Annotated in this window: 17 protein-coding genes and 1 pseudogene; 6 read left to right on the top strand and 12 right to left on the bottom strand. The window is 56.4% G+C overall.

The window, feature by feature from the left end; all coding sequences use genetic code 11:
* Positions 1-43: 43 nt before the first annotated feature.
* Positions 44-997 carry a BMP family protein gene (locus ACXAGD_RS13215; protein ID WP_475211272.1) on the top strand — a complete coding sequence of 318 codons (954 nt, stop codon included), beginning with the start codon at positions 44-46 and terminating at the stop codon, positions 995-997.
* Positions 998-1,739: 742 nt separating this feature from the next.
* Here ACXAGD_RS13215 and ACXAGD_RS13210 read toward each other — a convergent pair.
* Genes ACXAGD_RS13210 through ACXAGD_RS13190 form a run of 5 tightly spaced genes read right to left on the bottom strand, consistent with a single transcriptional unit; the run spans position 1,740 to position 5,346 of the window.
* On the bottom strand, positions 1,740-2,114 hold the full coding sequence (locus ACXAGD_RS13210) for a nuclear transport factor 2 family protein (protein ID WP_475211271.1): 375 nt from the start codon (positions 2,112-2,114) through the stop codon (positions 1,740-1,742).
* Positions 2,111-3,007: an alpha/beta hydrolase gene (locus ACXAGD_RS13205; RefSeq protein ID WP_475211270.1), complete on the bottom strand. Its 897-nt coding sequence runs from the start codon at positions 3,005-3,007 to the stop codon at positions 2,111-2,113. Before ACXAGD_RS13205 ends, ACXAGD_RS13210 begins: the two co-directional genes overlap by 4 nt.
* On the bottom strand, positions 3,004-3,486 hold the full coding sequence (locus ACXAGD_RS13200) for a flavin reductase family protein (protein ID WP_475211268.1): 483 nt from the start codon (positions 3,484-3,486) through the stop codon (positions 3,004-3,006). Before ACXAGD_RS13200 ends, ACXAGD_RS13205 begins: the two co-directional genes overlap by 4 nt.
* On the bottom strand, positions 3,486-4,163 hold the full coding sequence (locus tag ACXAGD_RS13195) for a glutathione S-transferase family protein (protein ID WP_475211267.1): 678 nt from the start codon (positions 4,161-4,163) through the stop codon (positions 3,486-3,488). Before ACXAGD_RS13195 ends, ACXAGD_RS13200 begins: the two co-directional genes overlap by 1 nt.
* On the bottom strand, positions 4,156-5,346 hold the full coding sequence (locus ACXAGD_RS13190; RefSeq protein WP_475211266.1) for an LLM class flavin-dependent oxidoreductase: 1,191 nt from the start codon (positions 5,344-5,346) through the stop codon (positions 4,156-4,158). The genes ACXAGD_RS13195 and ACXAGD_RS13190 overlap by 8 nt, the downstream gene beginning before the upstream one ends.
* Positions 5,347-5,448: 102 nt before the next feature.
* Here ACXAGD_RS13190 and ACXAGD_RS13185 point away from each other — a divergent pair, with 102 nt between their 5' ends.
* On the top strand, positions 5,449-6,066 hold the full coding sequence (locus ACXAGD_RS13185) for a helix-turn-helix domain-containing protein (protein WP_475211265.1): 618 nt from the start codon (positions 5,449-5,451) through the stop codon (positions 6,064-6,066).
* Positions 6,067-6,451: 385 nt separating this feature from the next.
* Here the strand turns inward: ACXAGD_RS13185 and ACXAGD_RS13180 are convergent, their stop codons facing one another.
* From ACXAGD_RS13180 to trhA, 3 genes and pseudogenes are all read right to left on the bottom strand, one after another.
* On the bottom strand, positions 6,452-8,986 hold the full coding sequence (locus tag ACXAGD_RS13180; protein ID WP_475211263.1) for a cation:proton antiporter: 2,535 nt from the start codon (positions 8,984-8,986) through the stop codon (positions 6,452-6,454).
* Positions 8,987-9,469: 483 nt separating this feature from the next.
* Positions 9,470-10,103, bottom strand: a pseudogene (locus ACXAGD_RS13175) (tyrosine-type recombinase/integrase).
* 199 nt (positions 10,104-10,302) lie between these two features.
* The gene (trhA, locus tag ACXAGD_RS13170; RefSeq protein WP_475211262.1) at positions 10,303-10,950 is read right to left on the bottom strand and encodes a PAQR family membrane homeostasis protein TrhA; all 648 of its coding nucleotides are present in this window, start codon (positions 10,948-10,950) and stop codon (positions 10,303-10,305) included.
* A gap of 321 nt (positions 10,951-11,271) precedes the next feature.
* Here trhA and ACXAGD_RS13165 point away from each other — a divergent pair, with 321 nt between their 5' ends.
* Positions 11,272-11,607, top strand: coding sequence for a hypothetical protein (locus ACXAGD_RS13165; RefSeq protein WP_475211261.1), 336 nt, complete (start codon positions 11,272-11,274; stop codon positions 11,605-11,607).
* 270 nt (positions 11,608-11,877) lie between these two features.
* On the opposite strand, the gene ACXAGD_RS13160 is transcribed toward ACXAGD_RS13165, so the two are convergent.
* The 4 genes from ACXAGD_RS13160 to ACXAGD_RS13145 all read right to left on the bottom strand — a co-directional run bounded on the left by ACXAGD_RS13160 (position 11,878) and on the right by ACXAGD_RS13145 (position 20,634).
* Positions 11,878-13,158 (bottom strand): serine hydrolase domain-containing protein, encoded by a 1,281-nt coding sequence (locus ACXAGD_RS13160; protein WP_475211259.1) that lies wholly within the window; start codon positions 13,156-13,158, stop codon positions 11,878-11,880.
* Positions 13,159-13,908: 750 nt separating this feature from the next.
* Positions 13,909-15,825, bottom strand: a complete 1,917-nt coding sequence (locus ACXAGD_RS13155) for a reverse transcriptase family protein (protein ID WP_475211258.1) — start codon at positions 15,823-15,825, stop codon at positions 13,909-13,911.
* A gap of 316 nt (positions 15,826-16,141) precedes the next feature.
* Positions 16,142-17,794 carry a hypothetical protein gene (locus tag ACXAGD_RS13150; RefSeq protein WP_475211257.1) on the bottom strand — a complete coding sequence of 551 codons (1,653 nt, stop codon included), beginning with the start codon at positions 17,792-17,794 and terminating at the stop codon, positions 16,142-16,144.
* The gene (locus ACXAGD_RS13145; RefSeq protein ID WP_475211256.1) at positions 17,791-20,634 is read right to left on the bottom strand and encodes a hypothetical protein; all 2,844 of its coding nucleotides are present in this window, start codon (positions 20,632-20,634) and stop codon (positions 17,791-17,793) included. The genes ACXAGD_RS13150 and ACXAGD_RS13145 overlap by 4 nt, the downstream gene beginning before the upstream one ends.
* Before the next feature lie 613 nt (positions 20,635-21,247).
* On the opposite strand from ACXAGD_RS13145, the gene ACXAGD_RS13140 reads away from it, so the two are divergent.
* From ACXAGD_RS13140 to ACXAGD_RS13130, 3 genes are all read left to right on the top strand, one after another.
* Complete coding sequence (locus tag ACXAGD_RS13140; protein WP_475211254.1) at positions 21,248-22,198, top strand: ABC transporter substrate-binding protein; 951 nt, start codon at positions 21,248-21,250, stop codon at positions 22,196-22,198.
* 77 nt (positions 22,199-22,275) lie between these two features.
* Positions 22,276-23,313 carry a quaternary amine ABC transporter ATP-binding protein gene (locus tag ACXAGD_RS13135; protein ID WP_475211252.1) on the top strand — a complete coding sequence of 346 codons (1,038 nt, stop codon included), beginning with the start codon at positions 22,276-22,278 and terminating at the stop codon, positions 23,311-23,313.
* Positions 23,306-24,895, top strand: a complete 1,590-nt coding sequence (locus ACXAGD_RS13130; RefSeq protein WP_475211250.1) for an ABC transporter permease — start codon at positions 23,306-23,308, stop codon at positions 24,893-24,895. The genes ACXAGD_RS13135 and ACXAGD_RS13130 overlap by 8 nt, the downstream gene beginning before the upstream one ends.
* The last annotated feature ends 14 nt before the right edge of the window (positions 24,896-24,909 follow it).

Here is a 24,909-nt window from a genome sequence, read left to right as displayed (position 1 = left end):
TCCCGTCACCCTGACAACACATATCCAATATGGGAGAACAACAATGCAATTGAAGTCCAAACTATTGGCGGGGCTTGCGGCACTGATGTTGGTCGGACCTGCAGCCGCTGACGGGATCGAACGCGCCGCGATCGTTATGCCCGGATCGATTTCTGATAATGGCTGGAACCAAGCTGGATTCGAAGGTCTCACCAAGGCAGGTGAAGCGCTCGGCTTTGAAGCTGCCTTTTCTGAAAGTGTGCATCAACCGGAACAAATCGAAGTTCTGAGCGACTACGCACGCCGAGGATATGACCTTGTGATCGGTCACGGCGGCGAATTCCAGGACGCAGTGGAACGTGTCGCAGCACGCTTCCCGGAAACCATGTTCATGGTGAACAACGGACTGGGCACAAATGACAACATTGCCAACGCGGATTTCTATTTCAGCCAAATCGCTTATCTGATGGGCTACGTTGCAGGCTCCATGTCAGACACAGGCACCATCGGCATCATCGCAGCGCAGCAGTTCAAATTCACGACCGACACAGTCGCCGGCTACGAAGCGGGCGCCAAAGCGGCCAATCCGGAAGTCAGAGTTCTGGTTACCTGGACCGGCGACTGGGACGATATCGCCAAGGGCAAAGAAGCTGCCTTGAACCAAATTTCCCAAGGCGCCGATGTCGTCTGGCCGACAATGGACAGTGCGACGCTGGGCTCCATGCAGGCCGTTCAGGAAAAAGGCGTCTATGGCATCGGCATCTATCGAGATGCGATCAACGAATGGCCGGAAATCCTGCAGTCCGCTATTCTGGATGTCCGAGGCAACATGCGGTCCTACCTGGAACTGGCAGCTGTTGGAAAACTGGAAGGTGCACTCTACCGGGCGGATATGGGCAATGAACTGGCCATGCGGATCGGGTCGTTCCACCCAGATATCCCGGTGGACGTTGTGGATGAAGTCAACAAACTGATCGACGCCATGAAGTCAGGCACTTTGGTTGTAACTCCACAATAATGCATCCCTAATAATCGCTCCTCCTTTTACTCTCGCCCCCAAGCCTGGGGGCTTTTTTATTACCAGAGGAATCAATGATTGAAGCCTTTCGCCTGTACCGCTTAAGACTGAGTTACCCTCGATTTCGCTGGAGTTGCTAGGTTTTCTATTGCCGGTTTTCAATTCGACGATACCCGAAAATGAACAAATCTAGGACGACCAAAGACACTACCATGCAAACGCTAAATCAACACCATCCTTGCTAAACTTGTGACGAGACATCCAAGCACATTGCAGCATAGATCAAACTGAGCTCGATGCGTACCTTCGCTGCAGTGCATCCGAACGACCACTCTGCGGGACAAAGTTGCCGTAGGCTCAAAGGTTGCTGGTGACCGATCTCAGGTCAAAGCGGACATCGGAAAACTCCAATAAGGAACATTCTTGATGAAGAAGAACAGGATTCCCGGGAAGTGCAGTACGCTGTGAAAGGGTCGAACAAAATGAGCGGGACAGACAGTATCCTGTCTCTCTGTTTTCAATGCTATTGCACAGTCTCCGAAGTTGGTTTGGGGTCCGAAGCAACGAATGCGGCGCAACATATAAGAGGGCTCAAACCGCGTAATGCTTGCGCTGGCAGCGACAGTACCACTCTTGTTGATTGAAAATAGCGCGAAGCCCGCCCGTGATCCGGCTTGCCCAAGAGGCGACGCGGCCCTCCAACAAGCCTTCCGAAGCTCTGGCCGCGTCAGGGGTTAAACGATCAACTTGTCCGTTGCTTGTAATAGGTGTCCTTATGGACAATCAGTCCATCACGGTAGGTCAGGATGTCGACGCTCAGAAACTCTTCTTTCGAGCCATCCTTATGCGTCGCGGTGCGCCGGTATTCGCAGTAGGCTTTGTTGCCCGAGATCGCGCAGTCCAAAGTTTCCCAATGCACGTTTTTGACTTTTTCAAACAGCGCAGAAAAAGCACCGCGGATCGTTTCGGCGCCTTCCAGACGCACGCCATATTCGTCCGGGCCGACAGCGTGGTCAAATGTGGCGTCGTCTGCGAAATGCTTCATCACTGCATCGATGTCGTTAGCGTTAAATGCGTCGCCGACAGCGTCGACGAGGGCTCGGGTCAAAGCGGTCATGATTGCGGTCCTTTTCCTTGAAGCATATCGCAAGTGTGTTTGAAGAAGGGACTTGCCGGGTCGACAAGCACGTTCAATTCGTCAAAGTGATCGACGTCCGGGACGATGTAGAGGTCGATCTTGCGGTCTGCGTTCCCAAATTTTTCGACATACATCCGAGCTTGCCGGTGGAATTCGTCCGTTTCCGCGCCGCCGACGACGACCAGCTGCGGTGCGTTTGTAACCGGGGGATGCTTGGTCATCGGACTTTCGGCTTCGGCCTCTTCCGGGGTCATACGAATACCTGCATTAAGCGCCTCGGTCAGGCGCACCGGTTCAAGGTAGCTTAGTGGCGACACCGGGATGCCGGACTTGATCATGTCGGAAGGAAGATCCGCGCCAAACGCAGGCCAGTTGGTCGCCATCATCATCTGGGTGATATGGCCGCCAGCCGAGTGGCCCATCACGGTGATACGGTCTGCATTAATTCCCAAATCACGCGCATTACGCCAGACATAAGCCATCGCCTCGCGGGCTTCTTCAGAAATTCGCGCAATGGTCACGGATGGACAAAGATCATAGCCAACTACAACAGTATTGACCCCCGCCGCGACAAAGGGTGGCGCAATGAAGCTGTAGATCGACTTGTCGCCTCGCTGCCAGTAGCCACCGTGGAAATAGACCAATGTCGGTGCATCCGCGTTTTGACAGCGGAAGACATCCAGTTTTTGTTTTTCACCTTGCCCATAGCGGATATCAAGGCTGCAATCCGAGGTGGCGCGTGCCGTCTCGCTGTCGCTGCTCCAGCCGGGAATGACGGTGACCTCATAGTCCGGCCGCCCGGCCCGCAGATTGTATTGCGTGTCGAACTCATCAGGGTCGAAGCGGGTGTGAAATGTCAGATGATCGCTCATGATGAAGCCTCGGATTGGGGCGCGGAGAAGAACGCGCCGCGGCAAAAGACAAGTGGCGGAACGGGTGCGTGGGTGTAGTTGATGACGCGGCCCAAGAGGATCTCGTGATCGTCTGCGTCGACCCGGCTGTGCACCACGCATTCCAACTGCGCGGAGGCGCCGGGGATCAAGGGAGTCGCGGTTCCCGGGGTCCATTCGGTATCGGTAAAGCGGTTTTCGACGTCGCTGGCGAAATGCATCGCAAGGTTTTTTTGCTCGGCCGAAAGGATGTTGACCGCAAAATGATCCGACTTCGACAGGGTCGGAAAGACGCGCCCTGATTTCGCGATACAGACCGAGATCACCGGCGGCTCTAACGAGACCGAGGTGAACGAATTGGCGGTCAGACCCCAAGGTTCACCGTCCGCGTCATAGGTAGCGACAATGGTAACCCCCGTCGGAAAGGCGCCAAGTGCGCGGCGATAGTCTCGGACGGCCATCATAGCACCCCTTCGCTGGAGCAGGCTTTTTCCAGCGCAGCCCATTCATTGGGGTTGGTTCCGAAGTGCCGCATGACGTGATCCTGATAGGCGGGACGGGTCGCCAGCCGCTGATACCAGGCCTCGACATTGGGCAAGGGCGGGCGTTCAACCTCGACGTTGAAGTAACGATAGGCCACACATCCCAGCGGAATGTCCGCCATGGTAAAGCTGTCGCCGCAGACATAGGCGCGCTCCGCAAGGTGCCTATCCAGAATGGTCAGGGCTTCATGCGCTTCGTCGCGAAGCTTGGCGATCTTTTCCGGGTCGCGCTGATCGGGTTGCGTGCGAACTGTCGCGAAGAACAGGTAGATCACCGGCCCGAAGGCACGGCTGGCCGACCACTCCATCCATTGATCCGCAATCGCACGGGTCTGAATGTCGGACGGGCTGAGCGTTCCGGCGCCGTACCGGTCGCAGAGATAGCGCACGATGGCGAGGCTTTCCCACAGCGCAAAGTCTCCATCCCGGATCGCCGGGATCATCCTGTTGGGATTGATCTGCGCATACATTTCGGTGTCGAGCTTGCCAAAGCTGCCCCCGGCCAGTTGCAGGGTGTAGTCCAGCCCCAGCTCATTCGCTGTCCAGATCACCGGAATGACGTTCGATGAATAGGGACGCCCCCAAATCTCAAGCATGCTCCAGCATCCTTTTCTGGGCGATGGACTGCGTACCGAATTTCGGAACAACATGCTCGAACAGACGATGCCAACTGGCGAGGATCTTTTCGTAAGGCACGCCGGTATATTGCTGCATCAGCATGAGGTGATCGAGACCGATGATTTCCTGCCGCTCCGCAAACCGATCTGCAACATATTCGGCGTCGCCCACCACAATGATCCCGCGTTTGTTGAGGAAATCGAACCAGTCCATATCTTCATCCTCGGGCGTCATCTTTTCGCCTACGTCCAGATAGCCGTGCTTGGTCCATTCCCCCTTTGGGCGCGACCCGCCGAGGAATTCGTAATAGGCATTGATCGGGCCGCGGATCGTGTTCACCGCTTCTTCCATGCTTTCACCGACATAAAATGCCGTGCAGACACCAACGCCTTCACCAAGCTTCACCTCGCGCCCTTCGCGCTGCGACAGGGCATGACGATAAGGTTCCCAACAAGCCAGTGTCGCCTTGGGTCCAGCCGCCATCGAAATCACACCCCAGCCACGCTCGCCAGCCAGTTTGAATGTCGGCGGGGCATTCGACATCAGCCAGACCGGCGGATGCGGGTCGGAATATGGGCGCGGATGCACATACATCGCTTTGTATTCGCCATCCTCACCGTGATAACGCGGGTCCAGAGGGTCAAAGAACCGGTTGGTCTCTTTCCAGCCGGGGACGGGAAACTGATAGAATTCGCCGCGATGGGTGAATGCCTCGTTGGTCCAGGCTTTCAGGATAATCTCAAGGCTCTCCTGATACAGCCGCATGACCTTGGCGTTGTCCCGCCGGTCCGCATCCTTGTTGAACTGGAGGGTCGAGCGTTCGTTGATGCCCTTGGCAACGCCGAAATCGAACCGGCCTTGGGTCATATTGTCCAGCATTGCGGCATCTTCGGCCACGCGCAAAGGATGCCAGTCCGGCAGAATGACAGGGGCTGTTCCGACCCGCAGTTTCTTGCAATGTGCGGCGACATGGGTGCCCATCTGGATCGGGTTGGGCGGCGCATTCATGTACCCGTTATGGGCAAAGTGATGCTCGGTAAACCACGCGGTTGTGAAACCCGCCTCTTCGGCCAGCGAACACTGTTCGAGGATCATTTCCAGCGTGCGCGCCCAAGGAATTGTTTCACCAGGGCTAAAATTGGCAATCAAATCGAAGCGCATAACGTTCTCCCGGCCGGTAGAAGGCTAGTTGATTTTTTCTATTCTTTTCAACTAAGTTGATTTGCGCTCGAAAAGTCAACTAAAATCATTTATTCTGAAGTCATGAAAAATGACGTGTCCCAGACCCATGCTCAAAGGCTTGGAAGTGAAATTCGCGAAGTGCGCAAAGCACGTGGGCTGACCCTGCAGCACTTGTCCGAGGTGGTGTCGTGTTCAAAAGCCTATCTCAGCCGGATTGAGCTTGGGACAGCTAAGGTGTCAGACGACCTGCTTGGCGAAATCAGCGATGCGCTTTCGGTTGACTCGGGCTGGTTCTTTCCCAAGCAGGCAGGAGAAGGTCCGCTGGAACGCAAGCACGTCGTGCGACGCGAAAACCGCAGGGCGTTGTCAGCGATGTATACGCGGTCAACAGATGAACTGGGCTTTGAGGACGAATTGCTGTCAAGCACGTTGTCCGGCGATTGTTATTTGATCCTGTCACGATTTCGACCCGGCGCAGGCGAGCCGCCCGAACCGCTGGAAGGGTATTCCTTTGAGGGTGAGCAACACGCCATCGTTCTAAGCGGTGAAGTCGAGCTGCGCCTCGGGGACGAGGTCATTTCATTGCGCGAAGGAGATAGCTTTTCCTATCCGTCCATGATCGCGCACCGCTTTCGCAACAAGACCGAAAAAGAAGCGACAATGGTCTGGGCAATGTCGCCAATACGCATCACCTGGTGATTGTTGGTCTGCAATTGCAAATGCATGAAGTGCTTTTGTGTGTGGTGCGCTGAAACGACTCGTCATGTGCGCTTCAGCGGGGGTCTTACGCATTTTTCCGTCTTCAAGAGCGTCCCCGGCGTCCAGTAGTATTCGGGGATTGAGGCGCCAGTACGGAAAACCAGAGACGCGATGGTTTATCGATTGAAGATGCATCTTCAGAGGGCGATGTGGACCAACTGGTGCAAGGCAACCCATTTTGGCCGGTTGGCCTAATGAAGTCGTTTTCGATCATCAAAGTGCAACAGGTTTATGCGGACGGCTTGAAGCGGACCCAATCAGACAGAAGTATAGGCGTGCGCGAAAATGCGCCATTGCTGACGGGACTTTTCTAAATGATGGCGCCTCAAGAACCGGACCCTTTTTCAGAGGTGTCGGCAGGCTCATCCAATTCCAACACCGCAGGGTCAATCATGCGGTTTTTTGCGCTCATTTTGACGGAGTTTCGCATGGCTTCACTTCGCCGGAGCAACCGCCGGAAACGTGCTTCGTCTAGCTCAAGCAATGTCGACGGTGCCAACGCCCGAACATTTACGCGACGGGGCCGTTTCAATAGCATGGCCAATTGCCCAAACATTTCGCCACGACCTAACCGCGTAGTATGTCTGCCGAGTTCCACCTCGACTGCCCCGGAAGCAATGAAGAACACGCTCCGGGCGAGTTCTTCTTGGGCAATGATGGTGTCACCCGCGTTGGCATGACGTGTACGCAGTGCTCTGCTGAGTTTCCTGAGTGAAGCTTTGTCCAGATCAGAGAAGAGCGGAAATTGCCTGACCAGATCCCGCCCTTTAAGAGCGATGTCCAGTACGGGACGTCCTTCAGATAAAGCACGTCTGGCCGCCACTTCCTGCATCAATACCGAATAAAGCTCTTCACCGACCAGGCCGTCTTCTCGCATGACCGTGTATTCGCGCTCTTCCAGTCGTAACGCCGTCCGCCGGATGAACCTCCGCTCCAGCTTTTCAGCATAACCGGGATACTGGAGCCGCAGACCGTCAAGCGCCGTCTCAACCGCTTCGGATCGGCGCGCCAACAGATCATCAAGCAATTCCGCAACCCGGCGACCGTGGATACGGCGTATGCGGCCACGGACGAACCCGTCAAGATCTCGAAGGATCAGGCGTTGCATGAGCAACCTTTCAAACCGATCTGTCGTTATACGTGTGAGAGGGAACGAGATTCGAAGACGGTTGTGCAAAAACACGGCGACCCGAAATGACTTGCCGTAAACGACGGACCGGTTTGATGCTCGCTGATACCCGATCCGCCCTCCGGTCCGTGCGCCTTCGATCAGCCGATCAGCGTCGGAAAGAATCTTCTCACTCAGAACCGATGACATGGTGCGCTCTCGCATCCGGGACAACACAACGTCCCGCTCTGCACCGGCCAGCGCAATAAGGCCAAGCGTGATCCGGTCACGATCAAGGATCTCCGCGCTGTCTTCGGCGGCCTTTACAGCCTCGTCGAGGCGTTCACTGAACTTTTTGGCTTCGTTTCTGACGATATCGTGGGTCAAGTCGTAGTTTTCTGCGGTGCGGGACACATCCTCGCGAACAGATTGCAAAGCCACCGCGACCACCTGGCGCGATAGCGCCGTATCAAGCGGAGAGAGCTTGTCGAGCCCCAGTTTTGTGATCACCGAGCGTAAGGTTGTTCCCTGAACAATCAGTGTAAATAGCGTAAAGCCTGTGGCTAGGATGCCGACCAGACGCTTGGTCTCGAGCGGCACCTGCGTGCTTTCGGTGACTGCCAGCGCCAGCGCCAATGTCACAGCACCCCGAAGGCCGCCCCACAACATCGCGGTGCGATAAGGGCGTTCCACGGCTGGCGACAGGCCAATTTTCGTAAGAATGGGCAACAAGCCGAACAGAACCGCCGCCCTTGCGAATGTCGCGGCAAGAACCACCACAACCAATAGGCCAAGGTCAGACGGCCGCACCCCTTCCAACAGTCTCGGTATCAACAATGCGGCAAGAATAAAGATCAGCGCCCCTGCCCAATGCGCCAGAAGGTCCCATACTTCCTGCAGATTTGCCCAAGCAACTGGCGACAATCGGCCGGGGCCTGTCAGGTTGAGCGTAAGACCTGCGGCTACCACAGCAATGACACCCGAAGCTCCAACGCTTTGTTCTGCAACGATATAGGCAAGATACGGCAGTGCAACCGAGATTGAAATCTGCGCCATTTCCCAGCGTCCTACAAAAGCCATCAGCCAAACGGCCACGCGCGCTGTGAGCCAACCGGTGAGTGCTCCACCTACGATCAACAGCGGGAACTGCCCCAAGGCTTCACTCAGTATAGGATCGGGTCTTCCGAGCATGACAAAACTCATGAACAGCCCGAAAAGAGCGATGGCTGCAGCATCGTTAAGAAGGCTTTCGCCCTCAATGATTCGCGAAAGCCTGCGTGGTGCGGAAATCGATCGAAATATGCTGACAACCGCCGAAGGATCAGTTGTCGACACAATAGCCCCGATCAAGAGACACGCGGCCAGCGGTAACGCGCTTACCCAACTGAGTGCATAGCCAATGGAAAGTGTTGCCACAATCACTGCGACAATGGCCATCATCAGGATGGGCATCCAGTCGTCCAGCATCCTGCGAAGGTTCATGCCGAGTGTCGCCTGAAAGAGCAGCGTAGGCAGGAAAACGTAGAGGAATACGTCAGATCGTATCGGCAGATCAATGATCGCCTGTGCCCCCGGATTCAGCGCATCCGTCAGGTCAGTGTCGAGAAAGAAAATTGCTCCAAGCCCGATCACTATCCCCAGGACGGCGAGAATAACGCTGAAGGGCAAGCGCAACCGCGCAGCCAGTGGCTCCGCCACGCCGATAACAACAAAAAGAGAAGTGATGATGGTCGTAATGACGACTATATCCATCAGTACGTCATACTTGAGAACTCGGGGTAATGGAATCCACTCCTGAAGCCAGGTCGACCAAAAGGGATCATTGCGTGAATTTGCACTCTGCCAGACTGTGCAACGACAGCGAATGGCGGTAATGAATGCTGCAATCGCAGCATCGCGCCCTGCTGATGGATGTCTGGATTAGGCCGTCCATTCCAAGCCGAGTGTCGGCTTTCTGCGGTTCACAGTTGTTCGTACAAGACGCAGCAATCGTATCTTGGGCTCGAAGTGGACATTCGCCGCACTTTACTGGAGTGACTGCTTACTTGTCACAAGCATTCACATGGCAATGATGCCACCCCAGCTGCTGATCTGAGCCCGGCGATCCGGGCGGGAGATTTAACTCAATTGGCGAAGGTGACGCTCGTCTCGGCTCGGAAGTCCAGTGGAAGGTCAGCACTGATGCGACAATTGCCAGAAACGAAAAGCGGGCGACTCTTGCCGCCCGCTCAATCTTCATACGTCGATCTTTTCTGCGATACTCAGCGCGTCTTCCAGTTCAACGTCAAGATATCGAACTGTGCTGTCGATCTAGGTGTGGCCAAGCAAGAGCTGCGCCGTGCGTAGATTGCCCTATTTTCAGGTAGATCAGTGCCGCTTTGGTGCGTCTCAGTGAATGCGTGCCGTAACCGCTTGGCTCCAAACCAATCGCCGACACCCAATCGCGGACCAGACGCGCGTACTGTCGTGTCGAAATATGCGGCCTTTCGTGTAAGCGGCCTGGGAAAAGGAAAGTGCATCCAAGCATCTCCGGGCGGCATACCCAGGTCCAGATGGACTGGCGGGTGTTTTCCGAAACCTGGAATTGGACCGGCCGCTTTGTTTTACTCTGGAAAACTGTCACACGTTCGCGGACACGATCACCAGTAACAAGATCGGCTACGTTCAAGCGAACGAGATCGCAGCCTCGCAGCTTGCCATCGATCGCAAGATTGAAGGGTGCCAAATCCCTGAGATTGTCTGAGAGTTCAAGCCGGACGTTGATGTCCCTGACATTTTTCGCGAGAAGCGGGCGTTTTTGGCCTACAAGGCGACCTTTGTTCCGCGGCGGGCGTTTTGGTGGGATGGCAGGAAGTGGAAAAATGGACATCAATTGCCCTCCCACTCCAGGCAGCGACACCCTGTCGGCCTACTGAAACTATCAAGAAGCCAAGTGGCAGGTTCATCAGCCTATCCGACGTTGGTGAGCAGCGCAGCGTGTGACCGCAATGAGCCCAAAACAGACCCATCGTTCTACTGCAATATCCAAAATCCCGTTTTCGAAGCGGTTAGTCCTACCTCTGAAAAATCTACCATTGAGTAGATAGTGCTATCCATATGCCCGCAAACATCAGGGCTCCGCCAATGTTTACCCATGAATGCCAAACAGCATACCGGAAAGGCATTGTTTTTTGGGTGTAAAATACCGTTCCAATGACGTACGCGGCTGAGCCCGCCAAGATGCACCACAATGTCGTGATAGGTAAATGCGTTAAGTCAGGAACCGCACTTAACCCAATTGCGCCCAGCCCAAGGTAGGATGCAGTTGACCATCGCGACTTGACCGTTTTGTTCGTGACTTTGTTCCAGACGGCCAAGGCTGTGAGCCCCCAACAAATCCATAGCAAGGCCATCGTCCATGTCGTATCTGCCAAGACGAAAAAGGGTGTGAAAGTTCCCGAAATGCTGGGGTAGATCGCGGCGTGATCAATGCGTCGCAATAGTGTGCGCCTGTGGTGAACCGTAGAAAAGTGATAGGCGACAGATGCTAGATTGGACGACAGCGCACAGAGCACGTAAACCACGACTGCAAGTACAAGTTTAAGCTCGAGGCCGAGGATTGACTTAAAGAGTAACAATCCACCGGCTGCCAGAATCGCTACCAGCCCGATCGCGTGCACAGCCATGTCAGCATGGCGGTGCGGTTGGGCAGGGCTTGGATATGTCGTTTCCGTCATCTTCGTTCCGGGAAAAGGTTTGTCTGGCGCTACATCCAGACACGCGGGGTGTCCATACTTCCGGCGCGTCAAGCCGCGGCGCTGCAGCGAATGACCGCTTCGAGCCCAAAGCCGACTTTGATCATGCTTCGGTTTATCGCGGGTGCAGCAAGCCGCGAACCGCAAATTTCAGACATTCAGGACTATATTGCGAAGGGTTGATGTGCAGACGAAGACGCCATTCGCAATAACCAACACCTCTGCCTCTGAGATGCGTGATATCAACGCTACAACGGCTCTAGCCATTCGCTCCAAGCATTCATAGAAGCGTAGTGTTCAAACATGACCGAGAAAGGCTTAGTCGCCTTGAAGGATGGCAAGTTCACGACGAAAAGTGAACTTGTGTTGCCTGGCCAAATGGAGACTTTCCAGCTTGTAACTGAACGTTCCGGCAAAGCAGCTGACACGGCTAGCGTGGTTTACACAGGAAAAGCAACTGCATTTGAGTTTCTGCAAGAAAGGATGCAAGCATGTGAAGGAACTCGCCACCATTCTGCGAAACAAAATGCTAGCATCGCTCACGCATTCCTCGATGAGATAGCAAAGTTCAAAGTTGGAACAATCGTCGAAGTGATCAAATCGTCAGATGTGTTCCAGCTCAAGAAACTCGGAACTTAGCTGATCCCTCGCTTGTTTGTAGCGGTCCAGGCGCGTCCGCTTCGGGGCTCGTACTACCCGCCTATGCTTGCCGCGGCGAACGTCGACTACGAGCCCTAAATTCAAATTTCTGCACCGTTCATCAATGCCCGAAGTGCATACAAAAGCTGCCGTTGATTTTTCAATACCATTGGCAATTTAACGATCAAGTCGCAGCGTTCTCTGAGAAAGCTAATAATATATCTTCTTCACTTTTCGAGTTGTGCTTTAGAGACTAAGGCGCTTTGAAATTCACTTGCTCAAAGTCTCTGCAATTCCTTTCATCGCAACCATCGAGTCAAGGTACATAGGTGTGTTTTGAACTTCCGGTTGGCTTGATAGCTTCACCATAACCACATTGTCTTCCTGGTTCACATACAATAGCTGCCCATAGACACCGATACCGTAGAACGCACCTTTTTTTCTATCTTTCACCCAAACTTGATTACGGTAGTGGAAACCTGCAAACACCTCCGCATATGCGCTTTTCTCATAAGCTGCGATCACATCGTCATTTGCTTGAATCGTGTCAGCTATCCAATCCGGAGGAATAACTTGAGTGTCGTTAACCTTTCCGTTGTCCAGCATCATTATGCCAAATCGTAATAGGTCACGAGAGCTGGTAAATAACCCACCACTCGTTTGCACAATCCTTTTGGGCCCTAGTTCGCTGTATGCGGGGTCCTGAGCACCGATATCCTGCCACAACTCGGCCAGTACATCCAGATAGCTTTCTCCAGTTGCCGACTCGATAACCATGCCCAGCAGCGCAGATAGCACTGAACGGTAGCTATAAACTTCACCGTCTTCTACCAAGGTCTCGCGATTACTCAGAGAGATCATGTACTCCTTAACGCCGGCCTCCGTATCACAAATTTCAACTTTTTCAGAGAGGTCCTGACCAAACGCACAGAACAGATCACCGGCATCGTCTAAGTAGCCGCTAGAAGCATCTTTCCAATCAACAGCAGCGGTCATATCAAGTAGGTGTCTAACCGTTGTATTTTTGAATGCTGGGCCTTCCAACTCTGGCAGGTATTCGGTGATCAGCCTTTTGGGATCTAATTCTCCCGCCTCAACCGCCAGCCCTGCTGCCATACCCAACACTGTCTTGGTGATCGAGTGAATGCGGTGAGGCGTATCAGCTCTCATGCCATTGAAGTACTTTTCAGCGACCAATTTGCCATCGTGATAAATCAAAAAGCTATCGGTATGCGTTTGATGCAACCAATCGTTGATGTTCTGTTCTTCATCATTGCTAGCTGTGAAAACAAAAGTCTCAAGCTCAGTTGGGTATGCCGCTTTTTCCAAAGTACGTACCCAATCTGACGGTGGAACTCGTGCTAATTCGCCAAAAACATTTGTGCCTTCAAATATCCAAGGGCTTCTATCTACAGACTCAACGGTTTCATCCCAGAAATAACCAGCCTCTGCGCTTGCTGGTTGTGTAGAAGCCGTAAATACCGCACCGAAGACCAAAAGAGCGATAGCAATAGCTGAGGTCACTAACAGCTTGTTTGCATTACTTTTCATTTTCGGGGATCTCCGTCCGACTAGCTAATTTCTAAGCTATCCAGTCATGCTTCAGCTCTGGTGTCTAGCCCGTTGTGTTTGGGCCGGTACTGTCAGGCGACCGCGAACTAGGCTCTGGTAGGACAGCTTAGTAGTTGCAAGCGACGGATGGCAGAAACTGTGCGTTAGTCGCCTTGAGCAGTGACCGCTTCGTTCGCATCTCGGAGGATGTAAAGCTCGTAGTGAAGGTCCGCTTCGGTGTGAGACCAGTCATCAGAAAGCGATGGGCATAAGGCGGCTTTGTCCGCAAAGCGGTCACCAAAGCATGCATCAGCGAATGTTTAGATGACTGCCTTCAATGTTCAAACCTTTAGAGCTGGCTCGTCGCCACATTGATCGCAATGCGCGCATCATGCGAGCAACTAGTTTTTGAGTACGTAGTTATGTTCGAGGTCATAATTGGCCTCTACATGGTAATTCGTCGTGCTAAATACACTGCAAATGTAGGCGGGGTAATTTCGCCACTGGGGGTACCATTCGGGGTATCGCGTGGTATGCATCTATTTTTTGTACTTTAAAAATATACACTTAATTTGTTTATGTGTTCCGCCCCGGCACCACTTAACTTCGTAGTTGTGAAGCTAAACTTCTGAAACCACAGAACTACCGATCAAGTGTTGTGTAAACGTTTGTTCGCACTCACGTTTAGACCCATTGGGAAACTGTAGCAGCCATGCCTGATTGAAACGCGCGACACGTTTCAATCAGAGGTCAGCGGAAGGCCAGTACCAGAAATATCGCGACGTCGAAACCCAACAGGATGAACAGATACTTCGCGGCCAGCTGCGCTTTGTGCCAGAAGGTAGTGGCGCCGGGATAACCTCCCCGCGGTTTCCAGATGTAGTAGAGCGCGCAAACGGCAAACGGTACGCCAAAATATGGCACAACCTGCAGGAAAAACGCGAAGAAGGACATGATCCATTGGGACAGCGTCGACTGTTCGCTTTGGGGCGAGTGCGTTGGCTGGCCACCCCACACGCGGTTCGAGCGGGCCAGGGCTGCGCGTGAGCGAGCCTCCTGTCCCGGCCGTTCAGCAGGCGTTGGGCGCATGACGCGGGCACCTGCCTTGGGGATCGAACTTTGAACGTCGCGTGTCTCTTGATCCTTTCTGTCGAAGGCAGGCAGGGGGATCGGCTTGAAAGGCGCTGGATCGGCAGGTTGCCACCAATCCGGCTTTGGCAAGCGCCCTTCGGCGCTGGCCATACGGAAGGCCTTGGCGTTTTCTATATCGTCTGAGCTGGCACCGGTTTGTCGTCCAAGCAGCATCCAGGCCCGCTCGGCCAGAGCCAGCCCTTCGGATCCTCCGATCATGTACAGGAACGATGCATAGCCCTGTCCGGTTGTCACCGGATTGCCGGTGCGGAACGCACGCTGGGGGGCTCCGTTCTGTTCGGCCTGGTGCAGCCACGCGCGAAATTTCCGACGTTCGGTCCGGGGGACTGATACTTTGTCGTTCACCGTCAGGCCCGTCACCTCCTGACGCCCGCCACGCCGCATGAAACGGGTTTTGTCGCGGTGCAGGGTGAACCCTTCCTCGGTCGTGATAGCCCGCACTGCGGCGTGGAAAGTTTTCAACCCCTGATCACCGGGGAAGGGGCCGGAAAAGGTCATGTCGTCGGCATAACGTGTGTAAGAAAAGCCGAACCGCCGCGCGAGCCCGGACAGCCGCCGATCCAGCTTGCGCGCCACGAGATTGGCGATTGCCGGGCTGGTAGGTGCGCCCTGCGGGGTTGCTCGGGGGCCGGTGGCCACGTGCCATGTGGTGCCGTCCACCTCGATCTGGTCGCGTGGGGCTTCGGTCGTGATCAACGCAAGCACGGCGGCATCGGCCTCGGCATAACCCATGGCGGCAAACAACCCCTTAACGCGCCCATATGTGATCGAGGGAAAAAAGTCCTGCAGGTCCATGTTGATAACAAGGTCCTGACCCACATGCGGGGTTGCATTGGTCACGATTGAGCGACCCGCCCGGAAACCATGCGCGGCGTCATGGGGTTCGATGCGCGTCAGAATATTTTCAAGTACCCAGTATTGCGCCCGTTTCATGCGCGGCTTAGGGGCAGAAATCAAGCGAACGCCGCCCGTTTTCTTGGGGATCTCAAAGCTTTGGTAATGCGTGACCCGGGCAACCTTGCGGTCATGGGCAAGGAATTTCAGCTCGGGCAGGCCGATACCCATGGCTTCGGACAAGGATATCGCGCCCTCGATCACCGGCAGCCCTTGAGCTGTCAACCTGTCGTTGTTCGCGTCGCGAGACTGCAGCGGGGCCGAAGAAACATCGCCCAGAGAGATCACCTCGGCCCGTTTGCGGGCATCGAATGCGGCGGCGCGGGCGTTGCGGGCTTCGATTGCCTTGCGTTTGGTTTCAACCCGCTTGAGGCGCGCTTGGCGCATCCTCTCTTTCATCACCGCCTGCAGCGCCTTGTCGGGGTCGGACAATCGCCGGTCTCGCCTAAGGATATCTGCAATCTCGGCCTGCAGCGCGGCGCGGCGTTCGAAAAACTCGGCCGGCATTTCGCCAACTTCGGTTTCCCGGTCCCAAAAGCCGTGGCGGATCATTTCTTCAAGTACCACCTGATCTAGTGAACTGTTGGAAATGCGGGACCGGAGGGTCGAAACGGTGCTCATTGAACGGCACCTCGCGCGGGATTGGAGGAAAGCAAGAGGAATGGGGCCTTCGAACAGCTCTCAGGGCTGGATCGATCAACTCCCAGCGATCCCGCCACCCCTATGCGCCTTGAGTTCTGCGAACTCAAACGGCAAGCGCATAGGGGTGGCTGGGATCGCGTTGTGAAGATTGAGCCAGCGATGCATGTGCAGTCGGTTGGCGCGGACGGCGAAACACCGCCCAGGTTGCAAGGCTCCCAGCCTCTTGCTTTGGAGGGCAGGCTAGGCGCGTTGCAAAACGCGCGCAAGCCTGAATTCAGCTCAGAGGGCCACAGGTTCATGATGGGCCTCCCGGAAATTGGATCAGTTTGGCGTTGTACTTTTTGGCTTCAGCCGCGCGCCGCAGCGCGATCATATGCGGGCAGGGTCCTTTGCGAAGCGCGTTCTGACGGAAATGCCAGCAAGTGCAGGTCCCGCCCGTGATCCGCTCATCCGCGTTTATGGTCAGGGACACCTCATGCTGCCGTCCGTCCTCGGTCACGCGACCTGCGATGCGGTCAGGGGTGAGTGTTTCCAGTTCCACCAGATCGGCAGCGAAAAGCCGGTCGGCCAGCCGCTCGGTTTCATCGGTAAAGCGCAGGTCAGAAATCGAAAGAGGTTCCTGCGTCAGTTCGCGCAAGCGCCAGAACCCCTTGTCGAGATCGAACATGACCCGGCCAGCTTGTGCCAGTGCCGTCAGTGACGAGGCCGTGTCGCTTACATCCGCGCCAATGGCGCGCGCGATTTCATCGCCGGTCCCGATCCAACTGCTCCTTAGATGATCAAGGATGCTGCGCCCAAGGCTCGACGGCACTCGACGACGCGGAGCAAGCAGATCGAAGTGTCCGGCCTGCGCCCAATCATTCGACGTCCAGCCCGACAGCCCGAGTGTGAATCGCATCGGGCCCAGATCGGCGATCACAAAGCTCGGCATACCCGAGCCGAATAGATAAAGATCGAAATGGCGCGCGACCGGAACCAAACGTTCAAGAATGCGCAGGCGACGACGCCCCCACATGCGAATTTCGTCTTCTTGTTCGACGTGGCAAATGGACCGCGGGCAGGTCAGCACCTCGTTCCAGGGTTCGAAAACCACTTCGACTGGCGCGCCGGGGCGCAGGCGAAACCGAAGGGAGCGGGGGCCGTGCGTTTCCTTGCGGGCCCGTAGCCGGGCGCAGATGTTGTGCATGTCCATCGGGTGCAGCCGCACCTTGGACATCGGTAATGTCATCGCAGCGCTAACCTGCAGAAACCCACGCATCCAGCTGTCCGGCAGATCGATCTTGGCTTCGAAAACCTCCCGTCCGGCCTGGATATCAGCGGTGAAGCCTTCAGGGTTCACGCGCAGTTCGGCCGTATTGTGACTGCGCATTTGCTGGAAGGCATCGTACAGGTTTTGGCTGTAGTCGATATTGGTCACGCCGACCTGAAACTCCGAGATGTCGTCGAACATTTCCAAATCAACGCCGAGGCGGCCATAAACACTCTCGTCCGCCGAAAAGCACTCGAACGACAGCTCGTCGGGATGAACGGCGATCACCGGGTCCAGCACGTACCAAGCGGCGCGATCGACTTTGTAGAGCCAGTCGAAATAGGTTTGCTCGGCCTTCCGGTAGGTGCCAAGAACCTGCCGTTCCTGTTTGCGCAGTTCGGACAATTCCGCGCGCAGGTCGGTCAGACGCGCGGTGTCTCTCTCGCGTTGCGTTTTGGCCTCGGCCAGAAGTTCGGCGCGTTGCCCCTCGAGCCAGCGGAAATAGCTTTCCTTGTTGGTGGGTTTAGGGCGCAGGTCGTGGGTGACGACATTATGTAGGACCGAGATCGCCTCGCGGAAGGCGACAGTGTTGCCAAGCGTACCGACGAAATAAGTGGGATCACGACCAAGATCCGGTGCAAAGCTGAGAGTGCCGTTGGCCGCCGAAGACTGACCGGCATAGCGGTGGGTGACTTTCATGATGCGGTCTCCACAAGGCCGTGGGCGCGCAGACGCAGCAAGGCGGTGATGGCCCGCTCGCGGTCAGCCCGAATGACCGAGGCCGCCATGTCATTGACTAGCGGGACAAGAGCGTCGCGGGTGGCGTCGGTTCCGTACTCGATCCGGTCTTCGATATAGCGCCAGATTTGCTCCTTGGCGGCCCGGCTGGCATGGACCCGCTGCAGCATCCGCCGCATGGCGGGGATCAGGGTCCGCAGGCGGTTCGGATCGTCGCCCGCGTGGTCGCGGATCAGCCGCGCGATGGTCAGCCGGAATGTCGGTGATGGGTGTTCGGCAAGGCGCATCAGAAAGCCCGGCGCGGCCTCGGCGGTCATGCGTTGCGCCAACAGCTCGCGCCCAAACCCTTGGGCCGCCGCTGTAGTGCAGTCACACAAGGCCAGCACGGCTTCGTCTGGCCATGACTCCGCCCCGGTTTCACGGATTAGGCCATAGGTGGCATTTCGGCTATCGTCCCATTCGCCATCAAGTAGCGCAAAGGTATCCTGCGGCGTGCGCGCGACCTCATCCATGCGAGCGCGCAGGGCGCCAACCGCCCAGTCCCGCGCAACCTTTTGGTCTGCGCAGCCGATACGGGCAATCTTGCGTAATGAGAAAGCCAGAGGGGAAAGTTCCGACACCACCGCGGCACCCAATCGCCGCGCCAGTTCCACACGGGCACGAATAAGGCTCCAGATCACATCGGGCCCCATATCGCGGACCCCGTGGCGCAGGGCTGTGGCAGTTGGTGTGTCGGTCGCGGGTACCGTGAGACCCCAAAGATCGGCCAGCGTGTCATGCACCCCTTCGTGGGGCTCTTCGTGATAGGTGGCATCAAGCAACGATGCTAGAAGCGCGGGGCGACCTTCGTCATCCGATGCCAAGCGCTGCACGGCCAAAGACGCATCGCGGCGCGCATCGGGGTTCGGCCCCAGAAGTAAGGCGCACAGCAAATCGACCGAGCGGATCAAAACCTCTCGGCTGGACCCTGCGACGAGCGCGGCGGCGCTGGCTTGCAGGTCGTTGTCCTCAGACCCAGCCAGGGCAAGTGCGTCAAACAAAGTGGCCCCGTCGGGACGCAGCGCTGCCAACCGGATGGCCATCAGCCGATGCATGGGTGCGGGATGCTCGGACAGAGCGGCAAACGCTTCGGGCGGAAGGCCAGCGAAAGCGTCTTGCAAGGTCACATGCAGTCGTCCTGGCAACTCCATCGCCTGTGTTCGCGTCAAGGCCATCGGCGGGTCTGTCAACTGCAGCCGGTCCAGCAGTGCTTTAGCCGTGCCGTCGGCATCCAGGGGCGCGCCGGGCAGAAATGTTTCAAGCCACGGATAATGATCAGGGTGCAATGCGAGCAACAGCCGGGCTGCCTCGTCTGGGTCGCGCAGCCATGTCTCGGGCGCGAGGTTCAGCGCGGTCCGCACCATGGTCTGCGCGGCCTCCAGCGGCTGGGTAGCCAGAATGCATAGCAGGTCGATCTCCATCAGCCCGGACGCAGCACGACGTTCGGCCACCCAAAGCGCCAGTTCTTGCGCCTCGATCAGCGGATGCGAGAAGAGATCTGCCAGGATCGGCAGGCGAATGCGTGCGGTATAGTCGGGGCTGTTGCGCAACAAACGCGCAGCGAACCGGACGGTGGGCTGATGGTGGCTGTTGCGGACGATCTCAAGCAGATGCCCCGGAGCCTCGGCCCACAGCTCCGCAAAGCGCCCATCTGGTCCGGACAGCAACATGTCACGCACCGGGAAGGTTGCACTGGATGCGGGCAAGCCGAAACGCTGATCCATGAGGCAGGACGCGGCCATGTCCACAAAATTCTCGCGCGCGAAGCCGCCAAGGCTGCGCAGATGGCGAGCGACACGGCGATTCAGATAGCTTTTGGTCGCGCCTTTGAAAGTGGGTCTTCTGCCATAATATGGTTTTTGTACAGCTTCTGCCGAAAAGCGTTGCGCCAGCAGGCCAAAGACAGGGGCGTCATCAAAGGCCTCCGCCGCCTTGAAGATACGCCGGACCGTGCGAAAGCTGCCCGTCTCAAACGGAAGTTTGGCCAGTACCTTTATGCAGAACGCCGCCGCGTTAGGATCGTGCAGCCCGGCGGCATATAGCGCCAGCGTTTGCGCATGAAACCTGTCGTCGCCCTGAGTGCGCATTGCGATCCAGTCTTCGGCGGACCCTGAAACCAACAATGCGCGCGCGTCCGGTTCGAGTTCAAGGAGAGGTACCCCCTGAATTTTTCCCAGAACCAGTTGCGCAGCCTCTGACGAGGCCGCGTCCGACGCACGGGTAAGAAGGCGCAGCGTGTCCGCGATATCGCTGTCCCATTGCGGATCGTGCAACCGCCAGATTACGTAAGGCAGCAGACGGCAGGTCGCCCGGTGCTGTTTGGCCGAAAAACCGCCCGCTGCATCCAAAACAGGAGGCAGGGCGGCTTGCAGACGGCGCAGAGCCAGCGACCACAGCAATTTCGCGGCGTGCGCGTCATCCAGACCGGGCAATCGTTGTACGCGGGCCAATAGCGCCAACTCGTATGGGCCTTGCATACCGCCCTCAACCTCGACCGGTGCGGCCGGGTGAATTTCTGGTGCTGCAGCGCCCTGTTCGAAATATCCACGCTCTGTACAGGACAAAACAAGGCTGTTTACGATCCGGTCGGCGTCTTCCCGCGACACGGGGTCAGGTGTGCGCGTACCATCTTCGAGCGCAGATCCTTCCCAACCATAGCGATAGTTGACCAGGTATAGCCCGTCCGTCTCAATCAGCTCGATTTCATAGATCCGGTTGCGTCCAGCCGGTTTGATCAGGGTTTTCTTGTAAACAAGGCGCATTAAGCTGGGGTTCTAAAAAGTTTGTTGTGCTCGACTTTCCAAGCACTGTTTCGATCTTGGTCCACGAGGTCAAGCAGTGTATCCGATCCGAATTGCAGAGAGCATTAAGCTTGTGCAATTGAACGGTAAAATCTGCATTCATCGCCGGAATAAGCCCTTGGTTTCTTGCCTGTAGCTTTTTCTGCAACAGTTAGTGGAGTCAGCGTGATCTGGTTTGTTGTCGCTTTGACGAAGGTGGTTCGCACAATCCACAGCAGTCTTGTGTAAGCTCACTTGCTGGCTGTGGCGTCAAGTCAACAAACTACCGTATAAAGAGATCTCGGGGTGTTTGGAGGCGCTGTCAGAGCACACTGTTGGTGTGAGGCTGGACACGCCTTAATTTGCAAAAAAGCGAAACTAATCTACGATAATGTCGCATGGAGCGGATTGTCGAATGTAGTTCTTGAAGGGCGGCGTTCCGACATGGTTCAATTTTCTGGCCAACCCGGCGCTGCAAGCCGTTGGCCCAAAAACAGGGAAGCTCTGCCTTCCCGCTACTGTTCGCAAGGTGCGTCAGTGTCCCACAGGGTCGCTAGAGAAAAAGCACCACGGACGACCAACATGGAGATATCAAATGAAAAAACTTGCAACGCTATTAGGGGGTGTATCGATGGCGGTCGCGGGACCAGCAATGGCCGCGGATATCGTGATCGGTGTGCCAAACTGGCCGTCAGTGAATGCTACGGCCCATATCCTGAAGGTGGCGATCGAACAGAACCTCGGGCTTGAGGTCGAACTGCAGAACGGAACCAACCCGATCGTGTTTGAGGCGATGGATTCCGGTGCAATGCATGTTCACCCCGAGGTTTGGATGCCAAACCAGAAGAACCTGCATGATACCTATGTCACCGACAAAGGCACTGTTGCATTCAATCCTAACGGCGTTGAGGCGTTTCAGGGTATGTGCGTCGATAAAGCGACTGCGGATGCCAACGATATCCGATCAATCGATGACCTAACCAACCCCGATATTGCAGCGCTGTTTGACAGCAATGGTGACGGTCAGGGTGAAGTGTGGATCGGTGCGCCGGGCTGGGCCTCGACAAATGTCGAGAAAATCCGAGCCAAGTCCTACGGCTATGATCAGGTGATGGAGCTGACTGAGATCGACGAGACTGTGGCCTATGCCAACCTCGACAACGCGATCAAGGCAGGCGACCCGTGGGTCGGGTTCTGTTATACGCCGCACTATGTCTTTGCGCTGCATGACATGCAGATCTTGGAAGAGCCTGCCTATGACGCGTCCAAGTGGAATGTGCTACAGCCCACCGACGATCCGGACTGGCTTGAGAAATCCGATGCCGGTGTGGCTTGGGATCTGGCCTATCTGCACCTGCATTATGCAAAATCCCTTGAGGACGAGTTCCCCGAAGTTGCCCAAATGCTGGCCAACATGCAGCTGGACACCGACACGGTCTCGGCCATGACCTATGCGCTGGTGATCGAAGGCAAAGAGCCGATGGCCTATGCCGAAGAATGGGTGGCCGCCAATGAGGATGCCGTTCTGAACTGGATGTCTCAGTGATAGACGCCAACCGGAACTGAAAACCGGACAGGCCGTCGGACATGTCCGGCGGCCTGTTTTGCATCAAAGGGACAAGTATGACCGAAACAGTCGTAAAACTGACGGATGTGTGGAAGATCTTTGGCGCTCGAGCCGAAGAAGCCATGGAAGCCGTACGGAACGAGGGCATTGGAAAACCCGAAGTTCTCGAAAGATTCAATTGCGTCGTGGGTGTACAAGGGGCCACCTTCGAGGTGCCGCGGGGCGAGATATTCTGCATCATGGGTCTGTCTGGCTCTGGCAAATCAACGCTGGTGCGGCACGTGAACCGCCTGATCGAACCAACCTCGGGCAAGATCGAGATTTTGGGCCATGACGTGTCCAAGATTTCCGAGGCCGAGTTGCGCCGCATTCGGGCGCAGCAGATCGGGATGGTGTTTCAGCACATGGCGCTGATGCCGCACCGCTCGGTGCGCGATAACGTGGCCTATCCGTTGGAAATTCGAAAAGTGTCCAAATCCAAGCGCTGGGCGGTTTCGGATCACGCGCTGGGTCTGGTAGACCTGACCGGCTACGAAGACCGTTTGCCCAAAGAACTGTCGGGTGGGATGCAACAGCGGGTAGGGATTGCGCGAGCGCTGGCCTCGGACCCGGAAATCCTGCTGATGGACGAACCGTTCTCGGCCCTAGACCCACTGATCCGTCTGCAATTGCAGGATCAGTTCAAGGCGCTGGTGGCGCAGTTGCAGAAGACGACGCTGTTCATCACGCACGATCTGGACGAGGCTATTCGCATAGGTCACCGCATCGCCATCATGAAAGATGGGGTGATCGTGCAGATTGGTACACCGGAAGACATCGTTATGAACCCGGCAGATGATTACGTGCGCGAGTTTGTGCAGGGTATTTCGAAGCTGAAACTGGTTAAGGCGCATTCGATTATGGAGCCGATGGGTAGCTATTCCGGGCCTTTGGAAGGCGCGCCACGCGCGGATGAAGGCGCGGACCTGGATCAGCTGATTGATCTAGCGGTGAACACCGATATGCCGGTTGTCATCACCGATGCGGGCAGTGACATCGGTATCGTGACCAAGCCGCGTCTGCTGCGCGGAATTCAAGGGGGCAAAAATGACTGATGCAGCGATGGAAATGAAAGTCACGGCCGCCTCTGATATCGAGGTTGACCGCGAGGCACTGGATCAATCCATTCACGAATTTGCCGGTCCGAACGGTGACTATTACGTCACCGCATTCCACAAAATCCACGATGCCACCAGCGCCTTGCCCAACACGTTCAACATCTGGGCGGCGGTGCTGGGGCCGTTCTGGTCGGCATCACGGGCCATCTGGGGGATGTTCTGGACCTTCCTGATCCTTGAAATCATTGCCTGGGTGCAGATCGGGCGCGGCGCCTGGGGCAATCCGGGTGCCGACCTGGCCGAACGGGCCGAACGCCAGCAGGCCCGCGCGAATGAGTTGCTGGAGCGCGCGACAGCCGCGACGGAACAGGCCGATATCGACCGGTTCAACCGTCTGGCCGAGAACATCCAGAAGGCGGCGGACAGCAGTCTGGCACAAGCGCAGGCGGCTCAGGCCGAAGCATCAGGGATCATGATCACCGGGCTTTTGATGCTGCTGGTGTTCAAGTTGGCTCAGGGGTTCTACGCGGACCGGGTCTATGAAAAGCAGTATTCAAAATGGCGGATAGATCCGACCAGTACGGAAAGCGGTCGGTCGACACGCAATACGGTTCTGGGCGCGATTCTAGTGGCCGCGATCGCGCCGTTGATCATCTACAAGTTCACGGTGAACGCGTCGCTTGCGATGCTGGATGCCTTCCCGGAAGAACAAGTGTCAGCGCTGATACTGGGCGAAGGGGAGGGCACGATCTTCTCGAACCTGGCCAGTTGGATGGAGGCGCAGATCGACGCCGCCGCCGCCGCTGGGGGCGATGTCTTTGACGGCATTGTCGCTGGTGTCCGCTCGGTTCTGGATGCTTTGACGATCGCTCTGATCGGGTCGCCGTGGCCGGTGGTGATGCTGGTCATCTGCGTGACCGCGTGGCGTGCGGCGGGTCCGCGCGTGGCGATCTTCACGGCGTCTTCGCTCGCCTACATCGCCCTGCTGGGCTATTGGGATGTGGCGATGGAGACAGTGGCCTTGGTCGGCGCAGCGGTGTTGCTGTGCGTAGTGTTCGGTATCCCGCTGGGCATCTGGTTCGGTAAATCCAAGCGCGCCTATCGTGCGGCGGAACCAGTGCTGGACTTAATGCAGACGCTGCCTGCCTTCGTCTATCTGATCCCGATCATCGCCTTCTTTGGCACGGGTAACCCGCCAGGCATTCTGGCCACGATCATCTTTGGCATGCCACCGGTGATCCGTCTGACCGCGTTGGGGATGCGCGGGGTTCCAGAAAGCATCAAAGAAGCGGCGGTCGCCTTTGGCGCGTCCAAGTGGCAGTTGCTGAAGGATGTGGAGATCCCGCTGGCCTTGCCATCGATCATGACCGGCGTGAACCAGACCATCCTGATGTGTCTGTCGATGGTTGTGATCATCTCGCTGATCGGCGGCGGCGGTCTGGGCAAGGAAATCCTAGAGGCGCTGCAATATGCGGCCAAGGGTCCGGGCCTGCTGGGCGGGTTCGCCATCCTGTTCCTCGCCATGGTGATGGACCGGATCGTGCAGGGCGCCTTCCGGCGAGAAGACGAGAAAATCTAAAGCACACGCCCCCG

It is taken from the genome of Ruegeria sp. ABF4_144, assembly GCF_056160045.1.
The sequence above is the reverse complement of the archived record's forward strand: the minus strand, read 5'-3'. Positions and strand labels throughout refer to the sequence as shown.